Annotated in this window: 26 protein-coding genes, 1 tRNA gene and 1 pseudogene; 16 read left to right on the forward strand and 12 right to left on the reverse strand. The window is 33.0% G+C overall.

Annotation, left to right across the window (positions count from 1 at the left end):
- Positions 1–260: 260 nt before the first annotated feature.
- From ACM55K_RS08510 to ACM55K_RS08555, 10 genes are all read left to right on the forward strand, one after another.
- A complete protein-coding gene (locus ACM55K_RS08510; RefSeq protein ID WP_416849813.1) occupies positions 261–1289 on the forward strand; it encodes a rod shape-determining protein in 1029 nt (342 codons plus the stop codon).
- Between the two features lie 322 nt (positions 1290–1611).
- Positions 1612–2940 (forward strand): phage integrase SAM-like domain-containing protein, encoded by a 1329-nt coding sequence (locus tag ACM55K_RS08515; protein ID WP_416849814.1) that lies wholly within the window; start codon positions 1612–1614, stop codon positions 2938–2940.
- A gap of 84 nt (positions 2941–3024) precedes the next feature.
- A complete protein-coding gene (locus ACM55K_RS08520; RefSeq protein ID WP_416849815.1) occupies positions 3025–4263 on the forward strand; it encodes a hypothetical protein in 1239 nt (412 codons plus the stop codon).
- 91 nt (positions 4264–4354) lie between these two features.
- A complete protein-coding gene (locus ACM55K_RS08525) occupies positions 4355–4642 on the forward strand; it encodes a helix-turn-helix domain-containing protein (protein ID WP_416849816.1) in 288 nt (95 codons plus the stop codon).
- Positions 4643–4646: 4 nt separating this feature from the next.
- Positions 4647–6260: a DNA primase family protein gene (locus ACM55K_RS08530; protein ID WP_416849817.1), complete on the forward strand. Its 1614-nt coding sequence runs from the start codon at positions 4647–4649 to the stop codon at positions 6258–6260.
- A complete protein-coding gene (locus tag ACM55K_RS08535) occupies positions 6260–7339 on the forward strand; it encodes a DUF6371 domain-containing protein (RefSeq protein WP_416849818.1) in 1080 nt (359 codons plus the stop codon). The genes ACM55K_RS08530 and ACM55K_RS08535 overlap by 1 nt, the downstream gene beginning before the upstream one ends.
- 190 nt (positions 7340–7529) lie before the next feature.
- Positions 7530–7937 carry a hypothetical protein gene (locus tag ACM55K_RS08540; protein WP_416849819.1) on the forward strand — a complete coding sequence of 136 codons (408 nt, stop codon included), beginning with the start codon at positions 7530–7532 and terminating at the stop codon, positions 7935–7937.
- Between the two features lie 130 nt (positions 7938–8067).
- Positions 8068–9084, forward strand: coding sequence for a type I restriction enzyme HsdR N-terminal domain-containing protein (locus ACM55K_RS08545; protein ID WP_416849820.1), 1017 nt, complete (start codon positions 8068–8070; stop codon positions 9082–9084).
- Between the two features lie 170 nt (positions 9085–9254).
- Complete coding sequence (locus ACM55K_RS08550) at positions 9255–9569, forward strand: hypothetical protein (protein ID WP_416849821.1); 315 nt, start codon at positions 9255–9257, stop codon at positions 9567–9569.
- A gap of 1 nt (position 9570) precedes the next feature.
- Positions 9571–9822, forward strand: a complete 252-nt coding sequence (locus tag ACM55K_RS08555) for a hypothetical protein (RefSeq protein WP_416849822.1) — start codon at positions 9571–9573, stop codon at positions 9820–9822.
- A gap of 169 nt (positions 9823–9991) precedes the next feature.
- Here the strand turns inward: ACM55K_RS08555 and ACM55K_RS08560 are convergent.
- A tRNA-Arg gene (locus tag ACM55K_RS08560) sits at positions 9992–10065 on the reverse strand.
- A gap of 103 nt (positions 10066–10168) precedes the next feature.
- On the opposite strand from ACM55K_RS08560, the pseudogene ACM55K_RS08565 reads away from it, so the two are divergent.
- Positions 10169–10680 (forward strand): annotated as a pseudogene (locus tag ACM55K_RS08565) (adenine phosphoribosyltransferase).
- Here ACM55K_RS08565 and ACM55K_RS08570 read toward each other — a convergent pair.
- The 4 genes from ACM55K_RS08570 to ACM55K_RS08585 all read right to left on the reverse strand — a co-directional run bounded on the left by ACM55K_RS08570 (position 10677) and on the right by ACM55K_RS08585 (position 14638).
- Positions 10677–10817 (reverse strand): SsrA-binding protein, encoded by a 141-nt coding sequence (locus tag ACM55K_RS08570; protein WP_416836875.1) that lies wholly within the window; start codon positions 10815–10817, stop codon positions 10677–10679. The pseudogene ACM55K_RS08565 and the gene ACM55K_RS08570 overlap by 4 nt on opposite strands.
- A gap of 80 nt (positions 10818–10897) precedes the next feature.
- On the reverse strand, positions 10898–12682 hold the full coding sequence (locus ACM55K_RS08575) for a M56 family metallopeptidase (RefSeq protein WP_416849823.1): 1785 nt from the start codon (positions 12680–12682) through the stop codon (positions 10898–10900).
- A gap of 71 nt (positions 12683–12753) precedes the next feature.
- Positions 12754–13122, reverse strand: a complete 369-nt coding sequence (locus ACM55K_RS08580) for a BlaI/MecI/CopY family transcriptional regulator (protein WP_416849824.1) — start codon at positions 13120–13122, stop codon at positions 12754–12756.
- A 298-nt stretch (positions 13123–13420) separates the two neighbouring features.
- Complete coding sequence (locus ACM55K_RS08585) at positions 13421–14638, reverse strand: MFS transporter (RefSeq protein WP_416849825.1); 1218 nt, start codon at positions 14636–14638, stop codon at positions 13421–13423.
- Between the two features lie 96 nt (positions 14639–14734).
- Between ACM55K_RS08585 and ACM55K_RS08590 the strand changes: the two genes are divergently transcribed.
- Genes ACM55K_RS08590 through ACM55K_RS08610 form a run of 5 tightly spaced genes read left to right on the forward strand, consistent with a single transcriptional unit; the run spans position 14735 to position 18358 of the window.
- Positions 14735–15337, forward strand: coding sequence for a DUF1684 domain-containing protein (locus ACM55K_RS08590; RefSeq protein WP_416849826.1), 603 nt, complete (start codon positions 14735–14737; stop codon positions 15335–15337).
- On the forward strand, positions 15337–15981 hold the full coding sequence (locus ACM55K_RS08595) for a TatD family hydrolase (RefSeq protein ID WP_416849827.1): 645 nt from the start codon (positions 15337–15339) through the stop codon (positions 15979–15981). Before ACM55K_RS08590 ends, ACM55K_RS08595 begins: the two co-directional genes overlap by 1 nt.
- A gap of 37 nt (positions 15982–16018) precedes the next feature.
- Positions 16019–16735 carry a tRNA threonylcarbamoyladenosine dehydratase gene (locus tag ACM55K_RS08600; protein WP_416849828.1) on the forward strand — a complete coding sequence of 239 codons (717 nt, stop codon included), beginning with the start codon at positions 16019–16021 and terminating at the stop codon, positions 16733–16735.
- 49 nt (positions 16736–16784) lie between these two features.
- Complete coding sequence (locus tag ACM55K_RS08605) at positions 16785–17459, forward strand: HAD family hydrolase (RefSeq protein ID WP_416849829.1); 675 nt, start codon at positions 16785–16787, stop codon at positions 17457–17459.
- A 53-nt stretch (positions 17460–17512) separates the two neighbouring features.
- Positions 17513–18358, forward strand: a complete 846-nt coding sequence (locus ACM55K_RS08610; protein ID WP_416849830.1) for a DUF2911 domain-containing protein — start codon at positions 17513–17515, stop codon at positions 18356–18358.
- Between the two features lie 64 nt (positions 18359–18422).
- Here the strand turns inward: ACM55K_RS08610 and ACM55K_RS08615 are convergent, their stop codons facing one another.
- From ACM55K_RS08615 to ACM55K_RS08645, 7 genes are all read right to left on the reverse strand, one after another.
- Positions 18423–20150 (reverse strand): sodium:solute symporter family protein, encoded by a 1728-nt coding sequence (locus tag ACM55K_RS08615; protein WP_416849831.1) that lies wholly within the window; start codon positions 20148–20150, stop codon positions 18423–18425.
- Positions 20151–20273: 123 nt separating this feature from the next.
- A complete protein-coding gene (locus tag ACM55K_RS08620) occupies positions 20274–22805 on the reverse strand; it encodes a PIG-L family deacetylase (protein WP_416849832.1) in 2532 nt (843 codons plus the stop codon).
- 317 nt (positions 22806–23122) lie between these two features.
- The gene (locus ACM55K_RS08625; protein WP_416849833.1) at positions 23123–23248 is read right to left on the reverse strand and encodes a hypothetical protein; all 126 of its coding nucleotides are present in this window, start codon (positions 23246–23248) and stop codon (positions 23123–23125) included.
- Positions 23249–23374: 126 nt separating this feature from the next.
- Positions 23375–24046 carry an NAD(P)H-binding protein gene (locus tag ACM55K_RS08630; RefSeq protein ID WP_416849834.1) on the reverse strand — a complete coding sequence of 224 codons (672 nt, stop codon included), beginning with the start codon at positions 24044–24046 and terminating at the stop codon, positions 23375–23377.
- 3 nt (positions 24047–24049) lie between these two features.
- Positions 24050–24688, reverse strand: coding sequence for a flavodoxin (locus tag ACM55K_RS08635; RefSeq protein WP_416849835.1), 639 nt, complete (start codon positions 24686–24688; stop codon positions 24050–24052).
- Entirely contained in the window at positions 24685–25785 is a 1101-nt protein-coding gene (locus tag ACM55K_RS08640) for an aldo/keto reductase (protein WP_416849836.1), read from the reverse strand. The genes ACM55K_RS08635 and ACM55K_RS08640 overlap by 4 nt, the downstream gene beginning before the upstream one ends.
- A 22-nt stretch (positions 25786–25807) precedes the next feature.
- Positions 25808–26641 carry an SDR family oxidoreductase gene (locus ACM55K_RS08645; RefSeq protein WP_416849837.1) on the reverse strand — a complete coding sequence of 278 codons (834 nt, stop codon included), beginning with the start codon at positions 26639–26641 and terminating at the stop codon, positions 25808–25810.
- Between the last annotated feature and the right edge of the window lie 6 nt (positions 26642–26647).

Consider the following 26647-nt stretch of genomic DNA (forward strand, 5'->3'; position numbering starts at 1 on the left):
GTCACACATACTTCAGACTCTGGGCTTTTGCTTGAAGTATCATTCATCTTTTTCTGCGCTCTTCGACCACCTCAGTTGATACATTTAGATTAATCGCATTATTTAGTGCATCGATCTCGATCTAATTGTTATCTTCCACTAATGCGATCAACTCGCCTTCGATGTAAAGCGAAATTGGGACTTTAATTGCGACATTCGAATTTTCATCTGTATAGAGAATAAAACAGCAACAATAACGTTTTTAAAAACAAAACTATATTATGGGCTTATTTGATTTTATGATAGTGGAAATAGCTATGGATTTAGGGACGGCTAATACTTTAATAATTTATGATGGAAAAATAGTAGTGGATAGTCCTTCTATGGTGGCCAGGGATATTAGAAACGGGAAAATTATTGCCGTAGGTAAAGAGGCCAGTTTAATGCAGGGTAAGACACACGAGAATATTAAAACAATCCGGCCGTTAAAAGACGGGGTTATTGCAGATTTTGATGCTTCAGAGAAAATGATCAGCTGGTTTATAAAAAATATACCTGAAATAAAGAAAAACTTCTTTACTCCCGCACTGCGAATGGTTGTATGTATTCCCAGTGGTATTACCGAGGTAGAAATGAGAGCGGTAAAGGAGTCCTGCGAGCGGGTAAACGGGAAAGAAGTGTATTTAATTCATGAGCCTATGGCTGCTGCTATTGGAATGGGTTTAGATGTGATGGAACCCAAAGGAATTATCGTTGTTGATATTGGAGGAGGGACTACGGAAATTGCGGTTATTGCCCTTGGAGGAATAGTTTGTGACAAATCTATAAAAATTGCTGGGGATGTTTTTACCAATGATATATTGTTTTATATGAGAACGCAGCATAATTTGTATGTTGGAGACGCTTCTGCTGAGAGAATAAAAATTGATGTTGGCGCTGCAATGGAAGAACTTGAGAATGCTCCTGATGATATAACGGTTCGTGGAAGGGATTTGCTTACCGGAAAACCTAAGGAGATCAGAGTTACCTTTAGGGAAATTGCAAGAGCTTTGGATAAATCAATACAGAGAATCGAAGACGCTATTATGGTAACGCTTTCATTGACACCACCAGAACTGGCTGCTGACATTTATAATACGGGCTTGTATCTCGCAGGAGGAGGTGCAATGCTGCGCGGTCTTGATAAAAGGATTTCGCTGAAGACGGATTTGCCAGTCTATATTGCAGAAGATCCTTTAAGAGCCGTGGTTAGAGGTACTGGTACTGTCTTAAAAAATATACCTAAATATAAAAGAGTACTGATAAAATAAGTTCGTTTTTGCATCCGTACAATTGAACTTTTGCACTGATCCAACCAAAGTTTGTTGAATATACTTAAAAAGACATAAAAAAATCCCATTTCGTTAGAAATGGGATTTTAGTTTTGTGACCTTGACTGAACTACAATTGTTGCAATCATTTTAAATCAATTACATTTTAATTATTGCAAATATACCAATAAACATAATACTTACAGAGATTTGTAAAAAATAGATTTATGTAGCAGATTGCTTTAAAATGTAACTAATTGTAGTTAATCGTACGGTTATCGTACAAATTGATTATTTTTGTATTGTTCAAAATATCAATAGTATGGCAACAGTTAATTTTTTATACCGTTCAACAAAAGACAAGGCAAATTTGCAAGTAAGATTACTTTATCGATTCAATGATAAAGATTTTGTCTTTGGAGCAAATACAAAGTTTGAAACCACAAAAGATTACTGGAGCGAGCAACACAAGCAAAGGAAGTTTAAAAAGACAAATGATGTTATTGAATCAAACAAAATTCAAGATATTAAGGCAAAACAAACCCAAGTTGATACTGAACTCAATAAAATTGAAAACCTCATTTTAAATGCGTTCAATCTTGTTAATCCTGATGAAGTAAATAAAGAATGGTTACAAACACAAATTAACCATTATTACAATCCACCACAGGAAGCCGAACCACTACCAAAAGGACTTTTGCAATACTTTGATTATTTTATTGAGTGCAAAAAAAGTGAAATTACAATTGGTACACTAAAAAAGTATAATGTTTCTAAACACTTATTGCAACGGTACGAACTGGAGAAAAAAACACCAATTCAAATAATTGATGTAAATGATAAATTCAAATTAGATTTTGAAAAATATTGCTTAAAGCATAATTATGCACTAAACACCATTTCAAAAGATTTAAGGACTTTAAAAACCGTTTGCAATCACGCAAAACATAACGGAATACAAATAAGCCACCAATTAGAAACAATTAAAACCCCGAACTATAAAACAGAAAAAATATATTTAACCTTTGAGGAACTTCAAAAGATTGAAGAAATTGACAAAAGGCGGTTAAATGATAATTATGACAATGCTAAAGACTGGTTAATTATTAGTTGTTACACAGGGCAAAGAATTTCAGATTTTATGCGTTTTACAAAAGATATGATACGTTATGAGAAAAATAAAGACGGAGTTTTAAAGCCGTTTATTGAATTTACTCAAGTTAAGACTGATAAAATTATGACCGTTGCATTGCATCCGAAAGTGATTGAGATACTGGATAAAAGAAGCGGTAACTTCCCAAAGGTAATTTCGGACCCGAAATATAATTTGTACATAAAGCAAGTTTGCAGAATTGCCAAAATTACCAAAAAGATAAAAGGCAGTAAATTAAATGACCTCAATAAAGAGGAAGACGAAAAGAAAAATAAAAAAGAGGACGTTAAACAATATCGTAAAGAATCGGGAATGTATCCTAAATGGGAATTAATAACCTCGCATATTGGAAGACGTTCATTTGCAACTAACTTTTACGGAACTATTCCCACTACTTATTTAATCAATGTTACAGGGCATAGCACTGAAGCAATGTTTTTAAATTATTTAGGTAAAAGTAACAAGGATTTAGCAATGGAAATAACTAACTATTTTTAGTACTATAAAAATAAATGTTTTATTTTAGGTGCATATTTTACACCTTTAGCACCAACACAGGCAAACACTAAATCTTTTACTCTAATGAAACAAAGTACCAATAGACTGTTTAAGGATTTGGACCAAGTATTTTTGAAAGCTAAATTCACAAGAATTGGTTTTGATTGCGGTAATATTGATGAAATTTACAATAACAATTTAAATATATGGTATTATTTTCAAAGTGATTGCGTTACAAAAAAAGATGGGAATACAGAGGTTAATTCAAAATTAGATACAATTAATAACGTAATACTTTTAAATCCTGAAAATTTTATTTTTTGTAAAACCCAAAAAGGATTTTCTTTAACTGAAGTTAAATTTATTGAAGCTGAAAGAAAAAGTTTATTATTAATTGACGTGGACAAACTTTCATTTTCTGAACAAAATCAGATGCAATTTTATAGCGAATATTTAAGTAAAACATATAATTACATCATAAAGCCACAAGAAGAAGACAAGATTTCTGATACTAATATAATATTAAAAATTGCGAAAGAAATTGAATTTTTCAATCAGAGGATAGCTATTGCTCTTGCTTTACAAGAAAGACAAAATTATTTAATATTGTCAAAAAAACCTTTATTTGATATTGACGCTTTAAAACAATTTCTTATTGAAAATGAGTTAAATGTTTTCGCTAAAACTGAGATTTCTCAACTTTGCAAAAGAATTGATAACATTGAAATTTTAAAAAGTCAACACAATAATTTACCGCAACCATTAAATTTTAATGAGTACAATTATAGCGGAATAAATGGAAAGAATTCAAAAGGTTGTGTTAGTGGTAATTTATTTTATTTTCTTAATATCAGCAAAAAAATAGTGAGAATAAATGAAAAAGAATTTATAGAAAAGTATGATAGCATACCTTTTTTTAATAGTTTAAATGCTGGTACAATTTGGATTAGATGTAGCGAGATAAGAGATTTATTTAATGAAAATATTGAATCTGAACAAATGCTAATCCATAAAACGGAAGAGTTAAAAAAAGAGCTTCATAACGATTATTTTAAAGGCAATGCAATTGAAATTTGGCAAAGTATGTTTAACGAATTTAAAATAACAAAGAGCCAAAGAACCGACATAGATTTTATGTTTCAAGTAATGAAATATAACAATCTTATACACAAACATATTGGTTTCGTAGATATTCAAGACTGGATTAATAAAGAGTATGATATAAACTTCGATAAAATCAAATATACCAATCCAAACTCAAAATCGAACGTAAAAAGAATGAGTACTTACAATCTAATAAACTCTAATAAAAAAAAGGTATAAACCATACCTAAAAAGGTACAAAACATAGTCTTTTAGGGTACAATTCCAAACCAATATTTGCAATGTTATTAACTTAAAAAACATTGTAAAAATGAACACAAATTCAATCTTACTTCAAAATCTAAGTACCGAACAATTGACGGACTTAATCGGAAATGTATTTGATACTAAATTCAAAGACTTTCAAAACACTAAAAACAATCAAACCGAAAATGATGACCTGATGACAAGGGAACAGGTTTTGGAACTATTACAAATTAACGCATCGACTTTATGGCATTGGACAAACAAAGGACGTATTACCGTTTATAAGTTTGCGAATAAATGCTATTACAAGCGAAGTGAGTTAATGGCTACCATAACACCGTTAAAAAAATAGTGTTATGAAAGATACAGGCAACAATGTAAACGACTTAAAAAAGCTAATTACAAAAGATATTGTAAAGCTTACTAATGGTTTAGAAATGCATCAAAAATCAACTGATGACATTTTACACGAACTTTCAAAAAATATCGGAGTAATAGACTTTCAAATATTGGCTTTTCAAAATATTGAGGAATTGAGAGAGACCGATTCGAAATTAAAACTTGAAATATTTGGTAGTATTTCGGATGGCATAGAACCAATTTACACCGATATACAAAGTAATGATTACAAAGCAGTTTTTAAACAATGGCAGAAAGTAGCTAAGGAATTGAGTAAATGTACTTTAAAAAAAGACCATTATTTAATCCTTTGTATTGAGCAACTTCTTAAAATTGCAATTGTAAATAAATGGGGATTGTGCAAAAAAAACGGTTTTATTTATTTGTATAATGGCAGTTATTGGACAGAGATAGACAAAGAAAGGTTTCAATTCTTTTTGGGTAATGTAGCTTTACAAATGGGAGTTGAAAAATTCAAAGGCAAAATTCACACGTTCAAAGAGGAACTATTTAAACAGTTTATGGCTGATGCATATTTGCCAACACCAAACACAAAAAAAGATTGCGTATTAATCAATTTGCAAAACGGAACTTTCGAGATAACACCCACTAAAAGAGGTTTACGGAACTTTGAGCAAAGAGATTTTATTACTCACCAATTGCCTTTTGAATACGAACCTGAAGCAACTGCACCGCTATTTCAAGCGTATTTGGATGAGGTATTGCCCGACAAAGACAAACAAAAAGTATTTGCTGAGTTTTGCGGTTACATTTTTATTAAACCAAGTGTTTTAAAACTTGAAAAAATGTTAATCTTATACGGTACTGGAGCAAATGGCAAAAGTGTATTTTTTGAGATACTTAACGCCCTTTTAGGGACTGAAAACATAAGCAACTATTCATTACAAAGCTTGACTAATGATAACGGTTATTTTCGTGCTAAAATAGGTAATAAGCTTGTAAACTATGCAAGTGAGATAAACGGCAAACTGGAAACCGACATTTTTAAACAAATGGCATCGGGAGAACCAATTGAAGCACGTTTACCGTATGGAGAACCTTTTATATTAAATGAATACGCAAAGTTAATTTTCAATTGTAATGAATTGCCAAAAGACGTAGAGCATACAAACGCATATTTCAGACGGTTTATGATTATTAATTTTGATATAACAATTCCTGAAGAAAAACAGGACAAACAACTACCAAACAAAATAATACAAAACGAATTATCGGGAGTTTTCAACTGGGTTTTACAAGGTTTGGACAGGGTACTGGAACAAAAGAATTTCAGTAAATGTGAAGCAATAGAGAACGCTCGAAGCGATTACGAAAAGCAAAGTGATAGTGTTCAGTTATTCGTTAATGAATATGATTATAAAAAGTCAACAAAGGAATATGTTTTGATTTCAGTATTGTATCCGCAGTATAAAACCTTTTGTATTGAAGACGGTTATAGAGCCGTAGGAAAGACGAAATTTATACAACGACTTAATCATTATAAAATATTTGTAAATCGTTTAAATGTGGGTAATGTGGCTTACATAACTACTGATAGAAGTTTTAATTAATGGAAGTTTTTAAATACACACTGGACAAGGGAAGCAAAAAATTCCTTTGTCCTAATTGCACCAAGAAAACATTTGTTAAGTATATTGAAACTGATACAGGGAATTATTTAACCGATGACTTCGGGAAGTGTGACAGGGAGCAAAACTGTAATTATTACAAAGCACCTCCCAAAGGCAATAAATGTTATTTAGTACCTATTTTATCATTAAAAAGTATTTCAGATAAAGCAACTAAAATAACTGATGCAAACGGAATTATAAATATTATTCCAAAGTCACAGATATTGGAGCAAACAAAAAATGATTGTTGGATTACTGAGTGGTTTTTAAAAAACAGTTCCATTCAATACACATCAAATGAAGTTAAATATTTTTATTCAACCGTATCCAATTTTGTAAATGAAGTTAAAGAAGCGGTACAACCTCAACAGGCAAAATATAATTTTCATTCGTTGGAATTATTGAATGAAATTTATTTTGAAAAGCCACAAATTGACAATTTAACCGAATATTTGAAATTACGGTTTTCTAATGATGAGGTTACTGATGCAATGCAAAATTATTTTATTACAGGTACGAACCATTTTTGGAACAACTCAACAGCATTTTGGCAAATTGATGACAAAGAGAAAATTCACGCTTGTAAAATAATGCAATACGATAGATTTACAGGAAAAAGAATTAAAGAACCTTACAATCACATAAACTGGCTACACAAAGCCACAGAACCTGAATTTAATCTTAATCAATGTTTGTTTGGTTTGCATCGTATTAATGAAGACTATCAAAAAACGATTGCTATTGTTGAGAGTGAAAAGACGGCAATAATAATGAGTATTTTGTTACCACATTACATTTGGATTGCCACAGGGAGCAAAGGTAATTTTAAATTTGAAATGCTTAAACCAATTAAAAAACGAAATATTGTTTCGTATCCTGACAAGGGAGAGTATAACAATTGGTTAAACAAAGCAACAGAATTAAATGCAATAGGTTTTAAAATTGCAGTTAGCGACCTGATAGAGCAAACAGACTTTGAAAACGGTTATGATTTAGCAGATTATTATTTGAATTTGTAATTTTTAAAAGGCGTTCCTTTATGGTTCGCCTTTTTTTTAAATATCACTAAAAGTGGGTATTGTAAAAATCTTTTAAATTAATTAATATTGACAATAAGCGGTAAACTTGCTTTAAATGTGGGAAACCATAAACTAAAGGAATTTTAATGTTTTATTATTGTTTTTTATAAATCAAAATCTTAGCAATAACATGAAAAAATTAACTATTATTTTATTATCGGTAATAAGTTTTATTAGCTGTGAAAAGAAACCGCAATCTATTGAAAAGAAACTACAACCATTTATTGCTGAAAAATCTCAAATCGTCAGTGTAGCAATTGAAGATGTGATTACAACTTTAACGCTTGAAAATAGAACATTACTTATAAATGAATTAGAAAAACCACATAAACACAATGACTTTGTAACGATTGAAACTGTAAATAAAAATTCACCTATCACTATAATATTTGAAAATATTCAAGGTAAGAGTGTTTATACTGGAACGCAAACTATTTACAATAAGAACAATGAAAAAAAGGATTATATTTTCACAACTTTAACCGCATTTCAACTTAAAAAGTTAAAAGAAACTTTCGAATCGGGTTGGAAAGATTAATTTCATTAAAGTTTAATTTGTGAAATTGAAAGAGTAAAATAAAATAACATATCATATCATATCATATCATTTTCGTTTTTAAGTAACTTATTATTTACGATTAGATTTCTAAAACCAAACCAAAAAAATTATGGAAACAAACATTCCTAAACAAGCAGTCAATCAATTAAAAAAATCATTAGATAATTTTAAACTTAATGATGCAATTGAACTAAGTACAAATGAAGCACAAACAAGAAAATTTTTAATTGAACCTTTTTTTGAGATATTAAACTATGTTTCCAATGATTTAATTCCTGAATACAACGCTGATTTTGGAGAGCGTGTTAGTCAAAAAATTGATTATGCTATCGTTTTAAACAAAAAAGATACTATTCTAATTGAAGCTAAAAAGCAAAGTAGTAAATTAACAGATAAGGAAGCTGGACAATTAAACGGATATTTCAATAATACTAAAAATTCGAAAATTGCAGTTTTAACAAATGGTATTGAATATAGATTTTATTCGGACGTTTTAGAACCAAACGTAATTGATGGTAAACCTTTTTTTATTTTCAATTTGAGTAAGTATATAGACAAAGATTTAGATACGCTTATAAAATTTGATAAACGATATATTTTAATAAAAGAGATTATTCAAACTGCGCAGGAATGTGTTTTTATTGAAGATTTTGAAAGTGCATTGTTTAAGGAATTAATAGCACCTACAAAAGACTTATTGAAAATAATACATAGAAATATGAATTTTAAAACTAAGTTTAATGAGGATATACAAGTTAAAATGATAAGCTTAATTAATTCTTCATTATTAAAATCATTATATGATAAGAAAGTTATTGCTGAGGCAAACTCAAACTCGTTAGGTGTTGTAACTACTGAGTTAGAAATTCAAGCATACCACACAATAAGAACTTTGTTAATACAAGACAAAAAAATTCCTAATGAAAGATTAGGTTATAAAGATTTCAAAAGCTTTTTCAATATAGGTATTGACGACAATTCTAAAAAAGTTATTTGTAAATTAGTTTTCAGTGATTCTAAAATGAAAATGATTATTGAAAACAATGAATATATTTTAGAACACATTGACGATGTTTTAAAGCATAAAAAGGAATTGACGAATAGAACACTTGCTTTAGTTGAATAATTAAATTCTAACCAAAAGAAAAAAAAGGCGAACCATAAAGGAACGCCTTTTTTTATTCAAAATAGTCAAACCACAGGCAAGCGGTAAACCTGAACAAAGATAATTATAATTAATAACTATCGAAATATTTTATTACATTTGTTTTACCTATAATAGAAACATTTAGACCAATGGCAACAGGAATAAAAACAGGCGGGAGAACCAAAGGAGTAGTGAATAAAACTACTTCTGAATTAAGAGAGAGGTTTACTTTATTAATTGATAATAATTTTGATAAGCTTCAAACTGATATTGATTTACTCGAGCCAAAAGATAGAATAAGAGTAATTTTAGAACTTGCTAAATTTGTTGTTCCTACTTTAAAGGCAACAGAATTAACCACAGGAAACGAAAACGGATTTAATCCAGTAGTTATAAATTTGGGAAATGGCTTAAGTCCTGATGAGGTACGGAAGATAAGCGCTAAACTTGAAGCAAAGTATTAAAATGATAATAGCAAACATACAGGACTTAAAAGAATTTATACTTAACAATGATTTAAGTAAAAATGATATTCACGAACTAATAAGAACAACTTTAAAAGTTTGGATTAGTGATGAATATAACAAAATAGATTTAATAAATTTGATTGAAGACTTTTACTATAAATATCCAAACATAAAAGACCGTCCATTATTTTTAGATATTCCAAACGATAAAATAAGAATAAAGGATTTTGGATACACTGTATTTAATTAGTTCCTTTGAGTGTAAAAAGTGTAAAATGTGAAGCTAAAACAAAACATTTATTTTTGTTGGAAAACATCACTTTTAAAGAATACTTAAACCACCATACAAAAATCGTACAGATTAATAAATAAAAAATCCTTAAACTACTGATTAACAGTGTGTTTAAGGATTTTTAAAGTGACCTTGACTGGATTCAAACCAGTAACCTCTTGAGCCGTAATCAAGTGCGCTATTCAGTTGCGCCACAAGGCCTTTTTTGCTATTGTAAGAGCTTATTAAAGCGCCTTAATGCGGGTGCAAATATAGGGATAATTGTGTAATTTGCAAGTCTAAATTTATAAAAAAATAAAAAAATATGCCTCTTAAGAATTACATACGTGATATTCAGGGTTTTCCAAAAGAAGGAATTTTATTTAAAGACATTACTCCTTTACTAATTAACCCCGAAGCAAGGAATAAATGCCTTGAAATATTGGTTTCAGCACTTAAAGATAAAAAATAGACAAGGTAATAGGAGTGGAGAGTCGGGGTTTTTTCTTTGGGATGCTCATTGCGCAAGAATTAAATGTTGGTTTTATTCCGGTTCGAAAGCCTAACAAGTTACCATATAAAACTATTTCAGCGACCTATGATTTAGAATATGGAACGGATACTTTAGAAATTCATGTTGACGCGATTCAAAAAGGAGACCGAATTCTAATTCACGATGATGTTTTGGCAACCGGAGGTACAGCAAAAGCAGTATGCGAATTGGTGGAAAGATTGGGAGGTGAAATTGTACAATGCAATTTCTTGATGGAATTGGCTTTCCTAAATGGAAGAGCAAAAATTAAAGGGAATGCGATTTTTGCAGCAATAACATACTAATCTAAAGCCCGTGTGGTTACATAATAGCGATACCCAATAATTGCCATTTGCCATTTCTTGGCTTTAGCCAAATCCAATCGCTGCTTCGTGAAACTAGGAAGAATGACTTTGTTAATTTGAGCTAAGATTTTAAACATATATGATTTTTTTCAAAGATATAAAAAAAGACGGTCTTGATGAATGACCGTCTTTCTTAATGATTTTCAAAAAGATAAAATTAATTATTACTTTTTTCCATGGCTTCTCTGTACTTTTCCATGGCCTCTTCGTATTTAGCCATTTCTTTTTCAAATATTTTTTCGCGTTTAGCCATTACTTCTTCCACTTCTTTTTCATAAGCAGTCATGTCTGGCTCTAAAGATTCCATCTTTTTTTCGAATTCTTTCATTTTTTTCTCAAACTCAGCCATTGCTTTTTTATCTTTTACGTTCGATGGATGTGCAGGTGGCGCAGGTAGTTTTGACATATCAATAGGAGGAGCTACCGGCATTGGTCCTTCAGGAAATTTTGGAGGAGTTGGGGGAGTTGGAATTTCTAAATCACTTGATGTTTCTGTACTAGTTTTAGTTATTATTTTAATGATAGATTTTTTGTCTTTTTTATCTACATCCATACTTTGAATCATCGACGGATCTAATTTTTCCATTGTTTCTTTACTAACTTTCTTACCATTAATATATATATCTGCATTGGTTGAAATAGAACCGACTGATCCATTTGGAGAAGAATTTGCTTTTTTAATTTTTACTTCGTTAAAACTAATCTGAACACTGTCATTGTTTTTTATATTTTCAATATCTTCTCGAGATAAATTACCTAGGTTCTCCTGCTCTGAGGTAGAAAAAGTTTTTTTAGGTTCTCCGAAACCAATTTCGTGATCCGTCTTAAAAAAGCGAATAGGCACTATAGCTTTGTTTCCGTTGAATTCAGTAATTCCAAAATGTCCTTTTGTATCCTTAAATTCTACTTTAATTCCTGTAATTTCATTATTCGAATTTCGTTTTAAATTCGAATATGTAATGGTAACACCTTGCTCTTTCAACGTATTAATATCCTTGTTTATTTCTTCGTCAGAAGTGTTTTTGTCCCAAGTCATAAAAGTAGCATTGGTTGTGTCATTTTTTTTAGATACTTTTTCCTGGGCAATGGTTTTGATTTGGAATAAGAATACAAACGCGACTAATACAGGAATGACTAAAGCATATTTCCAGGAATTCCATTTTTTTGATTGATTTTTGTTTAACATAACGATTCGTTTTTTGATTAATGATTGATAAAAATGATTGGTGATGGCAACACAATTCTCGTGTGTTGTTATTTTTAAAAGCGTGATTTGATAGGCTTTTTTGTCGGATATTTTCTTTGTAGCTTCGTTATCTGCAATGAATTCAAGGTTTTGTAAAATTGCTTTTTTGTACCACCAAATGAATGGATTGAACCAAAATACAATACAGAACAATCTCGAAATCAACACATCAATGGTATGATTTTGTTCGCTGTGTACTTTTTCATGCTCCAAAATATTTTCTAATTCGGAAGCAGTGTATAAAGCCGAATTGTAAACGATCGTATTGAAATAGGAAAATGGCGCTACATTTTCTTTGATATCTATAAATTTAAAATCGGCTTGTTGCTGGATGGTTTTTCCTTTGAGAACAGCATTCAAACTATAAAAATCAAAGGCAAATTTGGCCAGTAAAAGCAGTGTTCCCATTCCGTAAGCAAGAGCTGTAAGCATTGGTAAATAATCTTCAAATGTTTTTTCTTGCGTATAATTTGTAACAGGAATAGTAGACCAATTAATAGGGGTTGCAGCCGGTTCTACCCAGATTATTTTTGTGATAAAAACAAATGGTAAAAGAACTGAAGTGATTAGTCCAGCCAATAAAAACCAGCGATTACTGTTGAAAAAGGTTTCTTTTCTCAGCATAAAAAAATAAGCTAAATAAAATAGGACGATTAGTCCACTGGATTTGATGAGATAAATAAACAGTGCTTCCATACGCTTTATATTATATTTATTTTAGTTTATCACTTTTTTTCTGCTGTTACAAAACTATTCTTCGTAAAGAATTATTTCTCTTCTTCCTGATTTTCAATCATGGTCAGAATCTCCCGTAATTCGGCAGCAGAAATTTTCTCTTCTTTGGCAAAAAAGGAGACCATGTTTTTATACGAACTATTAAAGTAATTGTCGATTGCCGTATTCATGAAACGCTTTCTGTACTCTTCTAAACTAACGATAGGGTAGTATTGATGCGTATTCCCAAAGGCATTGTGAGAAACAAAACCTTTTTCTTCCAGATTGCGCACAATAGTGGAAAGGGTGTTGTAATGAGGCTGCTCTTCGGTAATTTCGGCCATGACTTCTTTTACAAAAGCTTTTTTGAGCTTCCATAAAATGTGCATGATTTCTTCTTCTTTATTGGTTAACTTTTGCATGAGTTTTTTATTTGAATCAAATGTAAAACTATATTTTTAGTTTTACAACTATAAATATAGTTATTTAACTAATTTTTTAGTTTTTAAATGGTGTTGTCTTGTTTTTAACGTTAATTTGGAAAGATAAAAGCGCTGATTTTCAGATGCGTTGTTCTGAAAATGAGTCTGCGTGAAGGATAAGAGCAAGCTACCGAAGTAGCGCGTATAGCCAGACCGCCTTGATAAAAGGGGCAGTACAACCAGCTAGTTAGTTTGCCCGTTTTATCAAGGCGGTCACGCCCAAAGTATTAATATAGAATTATTTTTGTTCTATTTGAACGAGTTTTTGCAGCCAAATACAACCTAAAACGGAGAGAACTCCTAAGCTGCCCATGAAAAACCAGTTGGTCTGGTACCCAAAATGCCCAATAAGTTCGAGTCCAGTTTTGGAACTCGCAATGTGAGCTAAACTAAAACTCATAGTAAACAACGCCATGTAACGCCCTTCATGCCCTTTTGGAGCTCTGCTTAACGCAAAAGAATTGGAGAAAGGAAAGATGAACATTTCCCCAAAAGTGATTATGATGATGCTGATTACTAATATTCCTGCCCAAGTGTTGATCAAAAGGAGATAAAAACTAATGGACATGAGTACGCAACCCCAAAGGATAATTTTGAGTTTTTCTATGCCTTTTCTTTGGCTGAAACTGACAATGGGCATTTCTAAGAAGAAAATTAATAACCCGTTTAGGGATAATAAAAGTCCGCTTTGAAATTCCGTAAGTCCAAATTTCTCATTGTGATACAACGGTAAAGTGGTGAAAAGTTGGAAGAATAACATGGCTGTGGCAAAACATACAAACAGGAATATCCAGAATATTTTGTCTTTAAAAACGGAAGCCGGTATTTCGGTTTCATGATTAATGGTGTTTAAATCAGCGGGTTTTTTTCGTTCTTTTACCAATAATGCAAAAATCAAAATGGAGACAATACACGAGCTTCCATCGATCCAAAAAAGTCCGCTATATCCCAAATTCATGATGATTAAACCTCCCAAAGCCGGTCCGGCAGTTAAACCTAAATTTACCGCTAATCGCACTAAAGTCAATGCTCTGGTACGATTTTCAGGTTTGGCATAGGTGCCAAGGGAAACAAACATTGCGGGACGAAACATATCGGCCACGGTCATGATAACAAACATTCCAATACACAATCCTAAAAAAGTCTGGATGTATTGGACTAAGAATAATAGTATTCCACTGGTAAATAAACTGAAAACCATGATTTTATAAAACCCAATTTTATCAGATAATTTGCCGCCAAGCCAAGAACCCAACATGGATCCAAAACCAAAAGCGACCATAATCCATCCTACTTGTGCATAGGAAAACTGTAAATCTTCTTTCAAATATTTAGACAAAAAGGGCAAAACCATCGTCCCGGCGCGATTGATAAAAGTGATCAAGGTGAGAATCCATACTTCTCTTGTGAATCCTTTAAAATTATTAAGGTAGCGTTGGAAAGCGGTTTGGATCATCTATAAAGTTCTAATTTTGTAAAGGTAGAAAACTTTGTAGCGATACGTCTTTGTAGCATTGTAACTTTTAAACTATTTTTGCTTAAAATTATAAAAATGAGAACGCTATTCGCTTTGTTTTTTTTAGTGCAGTTTAATTTTGGCTTTGGCCAAGAAAAATTTGATGTTTCGGCTGTTGCCAAATTTCAAAAGGACTTAAACACAGAATATGCGGATGCTAAAACGAGTCCTTTGACAACCGAAGATTTGGCTGTATTCAAAGCGTTGGATTTTTACCCGGCTAATGAAAAGTTTTTTGTGATTGCTAAATTTGTAAGAACAAAAAAAGAAAAACCATTTGAGATGAAAACCTCTACGGGCAGAAAACCGTTGTATGTAAAATACGGAGAAGTTCTCTTTACGATTGATGGAAAAGAACTAAAATTGAATGTGTATAAAAACATTGAACTTTCGAAAAAAGCCTCCTATAAAGACTATTTATTTTTACCATTTTCTGATTTGACTTCGGGGAATGAAAGTTATATAGGTGGAAAATATATCGATTTGAGAATACCAAAAGGAGATACAATTGTAATCGATTTCAATACTTCCTATAATCCGTATTGTGCTTATAACCATAAATATTCCTGTCCAAAAGTGCCTTTGGAAAACGATTTGAATATCGAAATAAAAGCAGGAGTTAAAAAATTTCACGACTAATGCAGTACTTTAATTTACATACTCATAAATTTACAAATCAACCGGAATTATTAGAGTTAGTCAATCAATACCCATGGGAATTTGATGCAACGATCCCTTTTTATTCCATTGGAATTCATCCTTGGTTTATTGTTGAAGAGCGTCTTGAATCTGATTTTGCGATAATCGAGCGCCAATTACAAGAACCAGGTTGTCTAGCTATGGGCGAATGCGGACTAGACAAACGAATAGAAGTTCCAATGGAATTGCAACAATTGGTTTTCGAAAAACAGTTGCTTTTGGCACAGAAATACCACAAACCAGTTGTAATTCATTGTGTTGCCGCTTTTCAGGAATTGATTGAGATTACAAAAAAATTAAATATTACCGTTCCAATACTTATTCATGGGTTTTCCAAAAGTGAACAGTTAGCGAAACAGTTATTGGAAAACGGATTTTATATTTCGTTTGGAAAATATTTATTGTTGAATCCCGAGCTGGAAACGGTTTTTAAAAGCATGCCGAATGATCGATTTTTCTTGGAAACGGATACTGCAGAAGAAAGTCTGGCAACCGTTTATGCTTTGGCAGCAAAATACAAGGGTGTTTCGGTGGAAGAAATTCAAAAACAGGTGAATAGTAATTTTGATACTATTTTTAAATAAATAAACAGATAACCAAATTAACGAATAAACTTTTATTATGGCAGAGTGGACAGAAAGAGCCGAACTTTTATTTAAAAAAGAAGGTTTAAATAAATTGCAAAATGCAAATATACTAGTAGTAGGACTTGGTGGTGTGGGTTCCTTTGCAGCCGAATTTTTGGCGAGAGCTGGAGTGGGGAAAATGACAATTGTAGATGGCGATGTAGTCGATATTACCAATATAAACCGACAATTACCTGCCTTGCATTCTACAGTAGGACAACCAAAAGTTACGGTTGTTGGTGATCGATTGATGGATATTAATCCAGAATTGAAATTGACCCGCGTGCAGGAGTTTCTTTCGCCGGAGCGCGCCTTCGAGATTATTTCGGAGGAATTTGATTATGTTTTGGATTGTATTGACAGCGTGACTCCAAAACTGAATTTGATTATTGCAGCCAAAAGAAAAAGAGTAAAAATCATAAGCAGTATGGGTGCTGGCGGTAAGATGGAAGCTTCCAAAGTAAAAGTGACCGATATTACGAATACCGTGAATTGTTTCTTTGCAAAAACAATCAGAAGACGATTGAAAGAAGTGAAAATTGATAAATTGAAAGTGGTATTTTCTTCTGAAATTCAAGATGAATCCAGTTTAAAAATGACCGACGGTTCTAATTTTAAAAAATCATTTTACGGAACGAACAGCTATATGCCGGGATTATTTGGTTTATATGCTGCAGAAACTGTGATTCGATATTTACTTAAAAAAGAGTAGTCAGGTAGCAGATAGCACAAAGCAGATTTTAAAAAAACTAAAAAACAAAATGATACAAACAGTAATTTTCGACATGGATGGTGTAATTGTCGACACAGAACCAGTACACCGCTATGCTTATTTCAAACAATTTGATGAATTGAACATTGCAGTAACCGAAGAATTATACACTTCATTTACAGGAAATTCCACTCGGAATATATTCCAGAAATTGAAAGAAAAATTTAATCTTCAGCATGATGTAGAGGATTTAATTTTGAGAAAAAGAGCTATTTTCAATGATGCTTTTGATAGCAAAGAAGATTTAGAATTATTAGAAGGTGTTGAAAAATTAATAAAAGAATTACACGAAAACGGAATCCAATTAATTTTAGCTTCCTCAGCTTCAAAAGTTACTATCGAGCGTGTTTTTCGTCGCTTTAAACTGCACGAATATTTCACCCATGTTGTGAGTGGAGAAGATTTCCCAAAATCAAAACCGCATCCTGCTATTTTTGAGCATGCTGCGAGTTTATCTATTGCTCCAAAAGAAAACTGTATTGTAATCGAAGACAGCACGAACGGAATTAAAGCTTCAAAAGCTGCCGGGATTTTCTGCGTGGGGTACAATAGTGTTCATTCAAAAGACCAAGATTTATCGGAAGCTGACGTAGTAATCAATCATTTCAATGAATTAGGTTTTGATGAAGTAAAAAACATTGATTCCAAATTAAGTAATAATTAACATTTAAGAATACCTGAATTTGTAAATTTGGAAAACATAAAAAAATCGATACTATGAAAAACATTCTAATTGCATTTGCTATTATCATTGCAAATTTTACCATTGAGGCACAGGTGAAAACACCACAATCGAGTCCTAAAGCTACAGTTACACAAGCAGTAGGTTTAACAGATGTAGAGATTAATTATTCAAGACCAAGTGCAAGAGGAAGAGCTGTTTTTGGTAATTTGGTTCCTTTTGGAAAAGTATGGAGAGCCGGAGCAAATGAAAACACAACGATATCATTTAGCGATGATGTGGTGATTGATGGTAAAACTTTGAAAAAAGGAAAATATGCTTTGTATATCATTCCAAAAATTGAAAGTTGGGATATCATATTTTATTCAACTATTGACAACTGGGGTAATCCAGCGGAGTGGAATGAAGCTAATGTAGCGCTTAAAGCTACTGTTAAACCGGAAACTTTATCCAAAAGTGTTGAAACATTCACGATAGGAATAAGTGGTTTAGATAACAATTTTGCTTTTTTGGAAATGTATTGGGAGAATTCCTATGCCGCGGTAAAATTTGAATTACCTACAGAGAAAAAAGCCATGGCTAACATAGAAAAAGCTTTGGCCGGTCCAGCTGCAGGAGATTATTTCTCTGCAGCACAATATTTATATCAATCTAACGGAGATATAGTTAAAGCGAGAGCTTATGTGGATAAAGCATTAGAATTGAACCAAGACAAACCATTCTTTTATTATCGTTTAAAATCTTTGATTCAAGCCAAACAAGGTGATATAAAAGGGGCTATTGAAACGGCTAAATTATCACTTGCAGCTGCGGAGATTGCTAAAAACCAAGACTATGTAAAAATGAATAAAGATAGTATATCGGAGTGGAGTAAGAAATAATTCATCTTACTGTTTCAAAAAAATTCCGTCTTGAATCTTTCAAGACGGATTTTTTTTTTTTGAACTAACCAATAATTAAGTCTTTTTGCTTTCTGAAAATGGTCCATTGCAATAAGAGCGATATTGCAATCGTTAAAATTGCTCCAATGAAATTGAGCCATAAATAACCCAGTTTTTCTTCTCCACTTGGGTAAATATAAATGGCGAAGTAGTAGATTATAAAAATGGCTAATTGGCTAAAAATGGCGCTGCTGAAAATTGCTTTGGCGTGAACCTTTTTGATATAGAAACCAACCAGAAAAATTCCTAAAACGGTACCGTAAAATATGGAACCAATGATATTTACCAATTGGATTAAATTCTCGAATAACGTTCCGATACAAGCAAAAAGAATGGCAATAATACCCCAAACCAGCGTGAAGAATTTCGTAGCATTGAGATAATGCTTTTCTGATTTTTCTTCTTTTAGATTGCGTTTGTAAATATCTATCGCCGTAGTGGATGCCAATGCATTCAGTCCGGAAGCCGTAGATGACATGGCAGCCGAAATAATTACCGCAAGCAATAAACCAATAAGACCTTTGGGCAAATAATTAAGGATAAAGTGAAAAAACACATAGTCTTTATCGTTGGTTTCACTGTTGCTATCGGCTTTTAGGATAATTTCTTTAGCACGATCTCTCAAATCTTTTTCTTTATTTGATAACGCTACTAATTCTTTTCGAAGAATCGGATTGTCATAATCCTGATTCAGCTGATCGATATACAATAAATTAATTACTTTTTTATCTTCAGATAGTCCATCTAACTTTTTTTCCAGTGTATGATATTCTCCTTTGTACTGGGATTTCTCCACAATTATTTTATTATTGGGATTAAAATTTAAAGGAACCGGATTGAATTGGAAAAACACAAAAACCATTACTCCGGTAAGCAGAATGAAAAATTGCATCGGAACTTTTAAAAGCCCGTTCATTATCAATCCCATTTGGCTTTCACGAACTGATTTTCCTGATAAATAACGTCCCACTTGAGATTGATCAGTACCAAAATATGCTAATGCCAAGAAAAAACCTCCCGTTATTCCGCTCCAAAAAGTATATTTTTCTTCAGGATCAGTTGAAAAACTAACAATATTCATTTTATCATTTGCTCCAGCAATATGCAAGGCATTAGTAAAAGTCATATCATTTGGCAGATAATGTAAAATCAGGAAGAAGGTGATTAACATTCCGGACATGATTACAAACATTTGTTGTTTTTGAGTTACGTTTACTGCTTTCGTTCCTCCAGAAAAGGTATATATAATTACCAATACACCAATAATAATATTCATTATAGTAAGGTTCCAACCCAATATAGCCGACAAAATGATAGCTGGAGCATAAATTGTTAGTCCTGTTCCCAAACCTCTTTGAAACAAGAAAAGTAGTGCTGCAAGCGAGCGCGTTTTTAAATCAAATCGTTCTTCTAAGTATTCATAAGCGGTATAGACTTTGTATTTGTGGTAAATTGGTATAAAAGTGACACAAATTACTACCATGGCAATAGGCAATCCAAAATAGAATTGTACAAATCCCATTCCGTCATGATACGCTTGTCCTGGTGTTGAAAGAAAGGTAATAGCGCTGGCTTGTGTGGCCATAACCGAAAGTCCAACCACATACCACGGCGTTTCATTACCGCCTAAAATAAAATCTTCGACATTTTTACTTCCTTTTGTTTTCCAAGCACCATAAATTACAATAAATAGTAAAGTGGCTATAAGTACGACCCAATCAAATAGTTGCATAATTTAAGAGTATAATTCCATTATTAGATAAAAAATCAAAATATAGATGGCGTTAGCTACAAGAACCCATGTATAGTTTTTTTTCCAAGTTTTTATTTTTTTTGTTTCCATTTTTGGATTATTTTAATTCTTGATTTTTTGGGCAGGAATGGTCACAGGTGATTTTAGCGAAATCATATTTGATAGTAATCTAAAAGCACCCGGAACGCCTTCAGGTAATTCCCTGAACAAACTTAAACCGGTATAAATATAATATCCTTTTCCATAAGGAGCGACTAACAAAGCACCATTTTTTGGGGTTTCTCCTTTATCATTTGATGATAAAATAGGAGTGAATGTTTTATCGAATTCATTAGGATAATACAATCCTTGTTCTTGTTTCCAACCTTCAAAATCTTTTGAAGTGATTTTGTTTGGAAAATTCATGACAGGATGATTAGGTGCTAAAAATCGAACTTCGGCATTTTCTTCGGTAACTCGGTCGCGTGAAATTTTGAGTGAAAACGGAGCAATAGTAGCCAAAGCAATATCATCTGGCGTGTTGTATTGTACCAGCATCGTTTTTCCTTCTTTTACAAAATCCAAAAGAATGCTTTGCTTGTATGCCAATGCTTGAACTGTATTGTAAGCTCGGACTCCGGTCATAATTACATCAAAATCAGCTAATTTTTCAGGCGTTATTTCTTCGGGTTTTAGCAGCGTTACTTTATACCCCATTTGCATTAAGCTTTTAGGAACTTCATCGCCGGCTCCCATGATATAACCAATGCGTTCGTCTTTCGTTTTTAAATCCAGTTTCATGAATTTTGCTTCAGCAGGCTTCAAAACTTGTTGCTTGGTGATATGATTGAAATCGATGATGATTTGGTCTTTATCATATTCTATATTATCAATGACAGCAATACTTTTAGCGACAGCTTCATCGGGTTTATTTGGTGGAGTTACCTCAAAATAAACGATTTGTTCCGTTCCCTTTTTTTCTAAATTAAAAGGAATTAATTTTGGAGAAACCATCCAATTATCTGGCAATTCCAATTTTAAATTACCTTTCACCGCATCTTTTCCAGCTTTGATTTTTACTGCTACGGTTTTGTTTTTGTTATCCTTAAAAAGGGCTACATTGTCCAGAATACTAGTCGTTATCACTGGAACAATATCTAAATAATTATACATTTCCCCTTTTACGCCATCGTTGTATTTATAGACAACGGTTCGTTCAAAAGGAATGTCAATTCCATTGATTTGGATGTTAAAAACTACTTTTACCTCCCGAATAATATCAGGAATCCCAATGTTTTTTTGATCATCTACCGTGTATATTCCTTCATTGCCTTTTTCTTTTAACCAATACGGTTGTGTGTATTCTATGGTTTTAGGCAATTGTAAATCAAGGTTGATGTTTTTTAAAATATTAGTATTTAAAGCTGTATTTTGAGGCGTGCTTTTTTGTTCCGGCAAAGTGGTGACACTCATTAATTGCATCGGAATAGCACTTCTGTTTATGGCCTCAAGTTTTAGTTTTACAATACTGCCGGGAGTAGCTTCCTGATTTTGGGCTACTGCTTCAAGATACAATCCGGAACAAGCAGCAATAATTTCCTTAATCGCAGACGATTTTAATGTAGTCCAATGTTTCTCTTCCAATGCTTGCATCATGGTGTAGGCTTTAGCCAAATTTGAAATACTGGCCGAAGGATTTGTATAATCAAACTGAGAAGCGATGATTGTCAATAATTCTCCGATAGGTTTTCCGCCTTTTACTCGGTTCCAACTCGTGTCAACTCCTTCAAAAATGGAAGATTTATTTTTTAATGGTTCTCCATTTATAAATTCTAAATATTCAGTTTCCTCACCACGACTTCCGGTACTTCCAAAACCCTGCGATTGATGACGACTGCGGCTTAAAGCGGCAATTTCCTGATTTGATTTTCCAATAGCAGGAAAATAAGCGCCTATTTGCATCTCCAATAAATTTGATTTGTCTGCGGCATCAAATTTTTCTTTGCTGCCATAAAACCACCATGAAGTATTAAAAAACTGGCGTTTGGGTTGCCAAGGCTGAACTAATTTTAATTGTTCCGGAAAAATGGTTGGATTATTGGCTAAATCAAAACTTTCTGCGCTTAGCATTGCCGATGCGGTATGATGACCGTGCGTAGTTCCCGGAGAACGATGATCAAACCGATTGATGATTACATCAGGTTGAAATTTTCTAATAGCCCAAACAATATCAGAAAGCACTTTTTGTTTGTCCCAAATTTCTAATGTTTCAGTTGGATTTTTAGAAAAACCAAAGTCATTGGCACGGGAAAAAAATTGTTCACCACCATCTATTTTCCTAGCTTCTATAAGTTCTTGAGTGCGAATTACACCTAATAATTCGCGTAACTGTGGACCTATTAAATTTTGTCCGCCGTCACCACGCGTCAAAGATAAGTAGCCAGTTCTTGCCTTAGTCTCATTTGATAAATAAGAAATTAAGCGGGTGTTTTCATCATCAGGATGAGCGGCTATATAAAGAACTGAGCCTAAAAAATTAAGCTTTTGAATTTGATTATAAATTTCAACAGAATTTAGTTTTGGAGGTTGTTGAGCAATTGTTATTTGAAAACAAAAAAGAAATAATAGAATCGCTTGCAGGTGTTTTTTTTGCATTATTTTAAATTTAATTTGCAATAGCTTCAAATGTAGCAATTAAATAATTTTTTATATTGCTTTAAAGGTGTATTTTTTAGTACTACTCACAATTATCAATTTTTAATTGGCTCACAAATATAAGCAATTCCACTACAAAATTATTTGTGAATTAATTTTTGGCTTTATCAATTTTAAAGTAAAATCCCAAACATTTAAAAATTAATTAAAAGGATTTGGGATTAATAGATGTATATAATTTTTATTTTTTTATAGATGTCCTATCAATTACAAAATGGTATTTTACATCACCTTTTTCTAATCGGTCAAAAGGTTAATTATACTTCTTGAATTTTAATTAATTCAATATCAGCAGTAATATTATATTCAGCACAAAAATCCAGCATTTCTTCTTTTTCAACAATCCCACCTATGTTTGAACCAGCAAAACTTTCTCTGCCCATCACGACATTGAAAGCACAATTTCTAATGGTTCAGGAGATAAACCAACTAATATAGCCGAAGTTCTAATACCATTATTGTAATTGTAATGGCATATACTCCATCTATTTTTTTCCATATACAATCTTTTAAGGTTTACTTATACCCAAATTTTCGTTTTTATGTAATTCCGGATTTTCAACAAGGGTGGCTATAAAAGCGGCAATACTCTTTCTTGAAATGGCTGAACCCTTTTCTGGTTCGCCTTTAAGTGTAATGGCATAATCAATTTCGTTAGTATTGGTAAACCAATCGGGACGTAAAATAGTATAATCCAATCCCGAACTTTCAATCACGTCTGCCAACTTTCTGTAAGGTACTAAAACGGGTTTCAAAGGTGTTTCATAAATACCAATGGAACTGATGGCTATAATTCTTTTCACTCCGGTTTCTTGCATCGCTTTTACAATGTTTTGGGTCATGACTTCCAAGTTTCCTGCAAGGTTTACATATACAATGTCTTGACCTGCAACTGCATTTTTTAGCTTGGTATAATCCATTACATCAGCTTCTACAACCGTACAGTTGGTGGTATCATTTGCTATGCGGCTTTTACTTCTTGCCAATAGTGTTAGGTGTACATCGGATACATTTTTCAACGTATCTATTACATATTTGGCAAGACTACCGCTTGCTCCAATCACTACTACTTTTTTCATGTTTTTATATTTATGGTCAACCACCGATTTGTTTTGGGCATTGGAAAAATTTGAAAACAAACTGATAGCTATTATTAATGAAATAATTAATTTAAATTTCATTTTTTACATTTTTGATTTAATTTTGCTAAGCCATTTTTTTACATCTTGTTGTACCTGCACTTTTTTTTCGCCATGCATCACAAACAAAATTCCATCTCTTTCTATACCGCCTTTTACTGAAAAACCTTCCAGAATTTTACTTTTTTTGCAAAGTTTATTTACAGTTTGAAAACTACTTCCAATGCCATAACCTGCATTCGTGTTAAAAGGAATTACCGTTTTGCCACTTAGATTATATTGGTTTAAAAAACTCTTCATTGGCGGTGGCAACTGCATACCCCAAGTTGGAAAGCCTACAAATACCACATCATATTTTTCAATGTTGTCAATCTTCGTTTTTAATGGCGGTAAATAGCCTGTTTCATTTTCTTTAGATACCTGCTCTACAGTTTCTTTGTAGTCTTCAGGATAAGGCTTTTTTAATTCTATCACCACCAAATCGCCACCTATGTTATGCTGAATCATTTCGGCAACAGCTTTTGTATTGTTGGTTCGGGACAAATACACAATCAGTGTTTTTTTGTCCGTCCCAATTTGCTTTACTTCAACAGAAGCTGTCGTTTCCTGAGCATTGGAACAGGATGATAACAAGCAAAAGGCCATCATCATCATCATCATCATAGTATTTGTTGTCTTTTTCAATATCTTTTTCCTGTTATTTTAATTTCTGAAACGGACTGTGTTAATTGTTTCAACTCTTCAGCAGTAAATTCATAATTTGCTGCCCATAAATTTTCCTGAAGATGTGCTTGTTTCGTAGTGCCTGGTATAGGAACAATCCACGGTTTTTGTGCAAGCAACCACGCCAAAGCTACCTGTGCTGCGGTAAGTCCTCTTTTGTTTCCAAATTCTGCCAATACATCAATCATTGGCCAATTGGCGATTACAGCTTCTGGTGCATAGCGAGGAAGTGATCCACGATTATCGTTTCCAACAGTATATTTTGTTCGTTCATTAATATACCCAGTCAAATATGCTCTGCAAAGCGGACTGTATGGAACAAAACCAATCCCTAATTCTTCACAAACAGGAAAAATATCTTTTTCGGGATCTCTCGACAGTAATGAATATTCTGTTTGAATGGCTGTAAGTTGTTGTATCTCGTGTGCTTTGCGAATGGTAGGTGCGTCGGCTTCACTTAATCCAAAATTCAAAATTTTGCCTTCTTTTATTAAATCTTTTACTGTTCCTGCTACATCTTCAATAGGTACATTGGGATCAACTCTGTGTTGATAAAGTAAATCTATTCTATCTGTTTTCAATCTTTTCAAGGATTGTTCAACAACTTCTCTTATATGCTTTGGTTGACTATTAAGACCTCCTGTAAGTTTTCCGTTTTTTATATCAAAACCGAACTTACTGCACAAAGTTATTTTATCTCTAAAAGGTACGATGGCTTCTCCTACTAATTCTTCGTTTGTAAAAGCTCCATAGGCTTCTGCTGTATCAAAGAAATTTACCCCCATATCATACGCTTTTCTAATTACGTCTACCATAGGTTTTCTTTCTGGTATAAAGCTTCTGTTCCAACTCATTCCCATACAGCCTAAACCAAGAGCAGATACCTCAATGCTGTGATTCCCTGTACCCAATGTTCGTTGTTTAATGGCAATTTTATTTTTCTTTTTGTCAGCTACTGCAGTTTGTGTTTGTGCTAAACCTAATGAAGGTGAAAGCAAAAGCGAACCACTTAATACGGCACCTACTTTCAGAAATTTTCTGCGATCATGATTTTCCATAGTATATTTTTTTAAGTTGTTACTAATTAGGAGCTAATTCACCATACCAATAGGCTGCGGTTACACCGCCATCCATTAAAAAGTCGCTTCCTGTTATAAAGGCACCGTCTCGTCCCATCAACAAAGCGCCCAAAACTCCAACTTCATCAGGTGTTCCGGCTCGACCAGCAGCGGATATTTCGATCATTCGGCGATAGCCAGCACCTAGCGGTCCCTCTAATTCATCTTTTGCAAGAGGTGTAAAGATTATTCCCGGACTAATGGTATTGATTCGGGCACCCCGTTTACCCCAACGCACTGCTTCTGCCTTTACTCGCAGGGAATTTCCTCTTTTGGATAATTGATAGGCGTGGAGTGAATCTTTCACCTGATCAGGTTGAAGCATAGCAAGGGATAACAATTGATCAGTAGGCGTGGTGGCAAGAGCTTTATCTTGTTCTGGCGTAAGTGATGGTAGGCGATGCCCTGATTGTGAAGCTATCACTACACCGGAACCGCCGTCCTCAATGACGTTCCCAAATTCTTCCAATACCAGAGCTGTTCCATATAAATCAACGTGTAGAATTGTTGATGGAGAGGCTTGGGAAGGTGAAACTCCAGCGGCATGAATGAGTCCGGTGATATTTCCAATTGCTGTAGCAGTTTCAACAAGAGCTTGAACCGATTCTCTCGATGATACGTCAACAATTGTAGTGCTCACTACGAAGCCCGCTTCGCTGAGTACTTTTGCAGCTGCATCACTATTTTCTTGGAGAAGATCAGCGAGAAGCAGATGATTTCCTGCTCCAACACGTCTGGCAATTGCCTGGCCAATTGATCCGGCACCAATAACTACTATTACATTTACTTTTTTCATTTTTTT

The sequence above is a fragment of the Flavobacterium arabinosi genome (assembly GCF_048158725.1).
GTDB lineage: Bacteria > Bacteroidota > Bacteroidia > Flavobacteriales > Flavobacteriaceae > Flavobacterium > Flavobacterium arabinosi.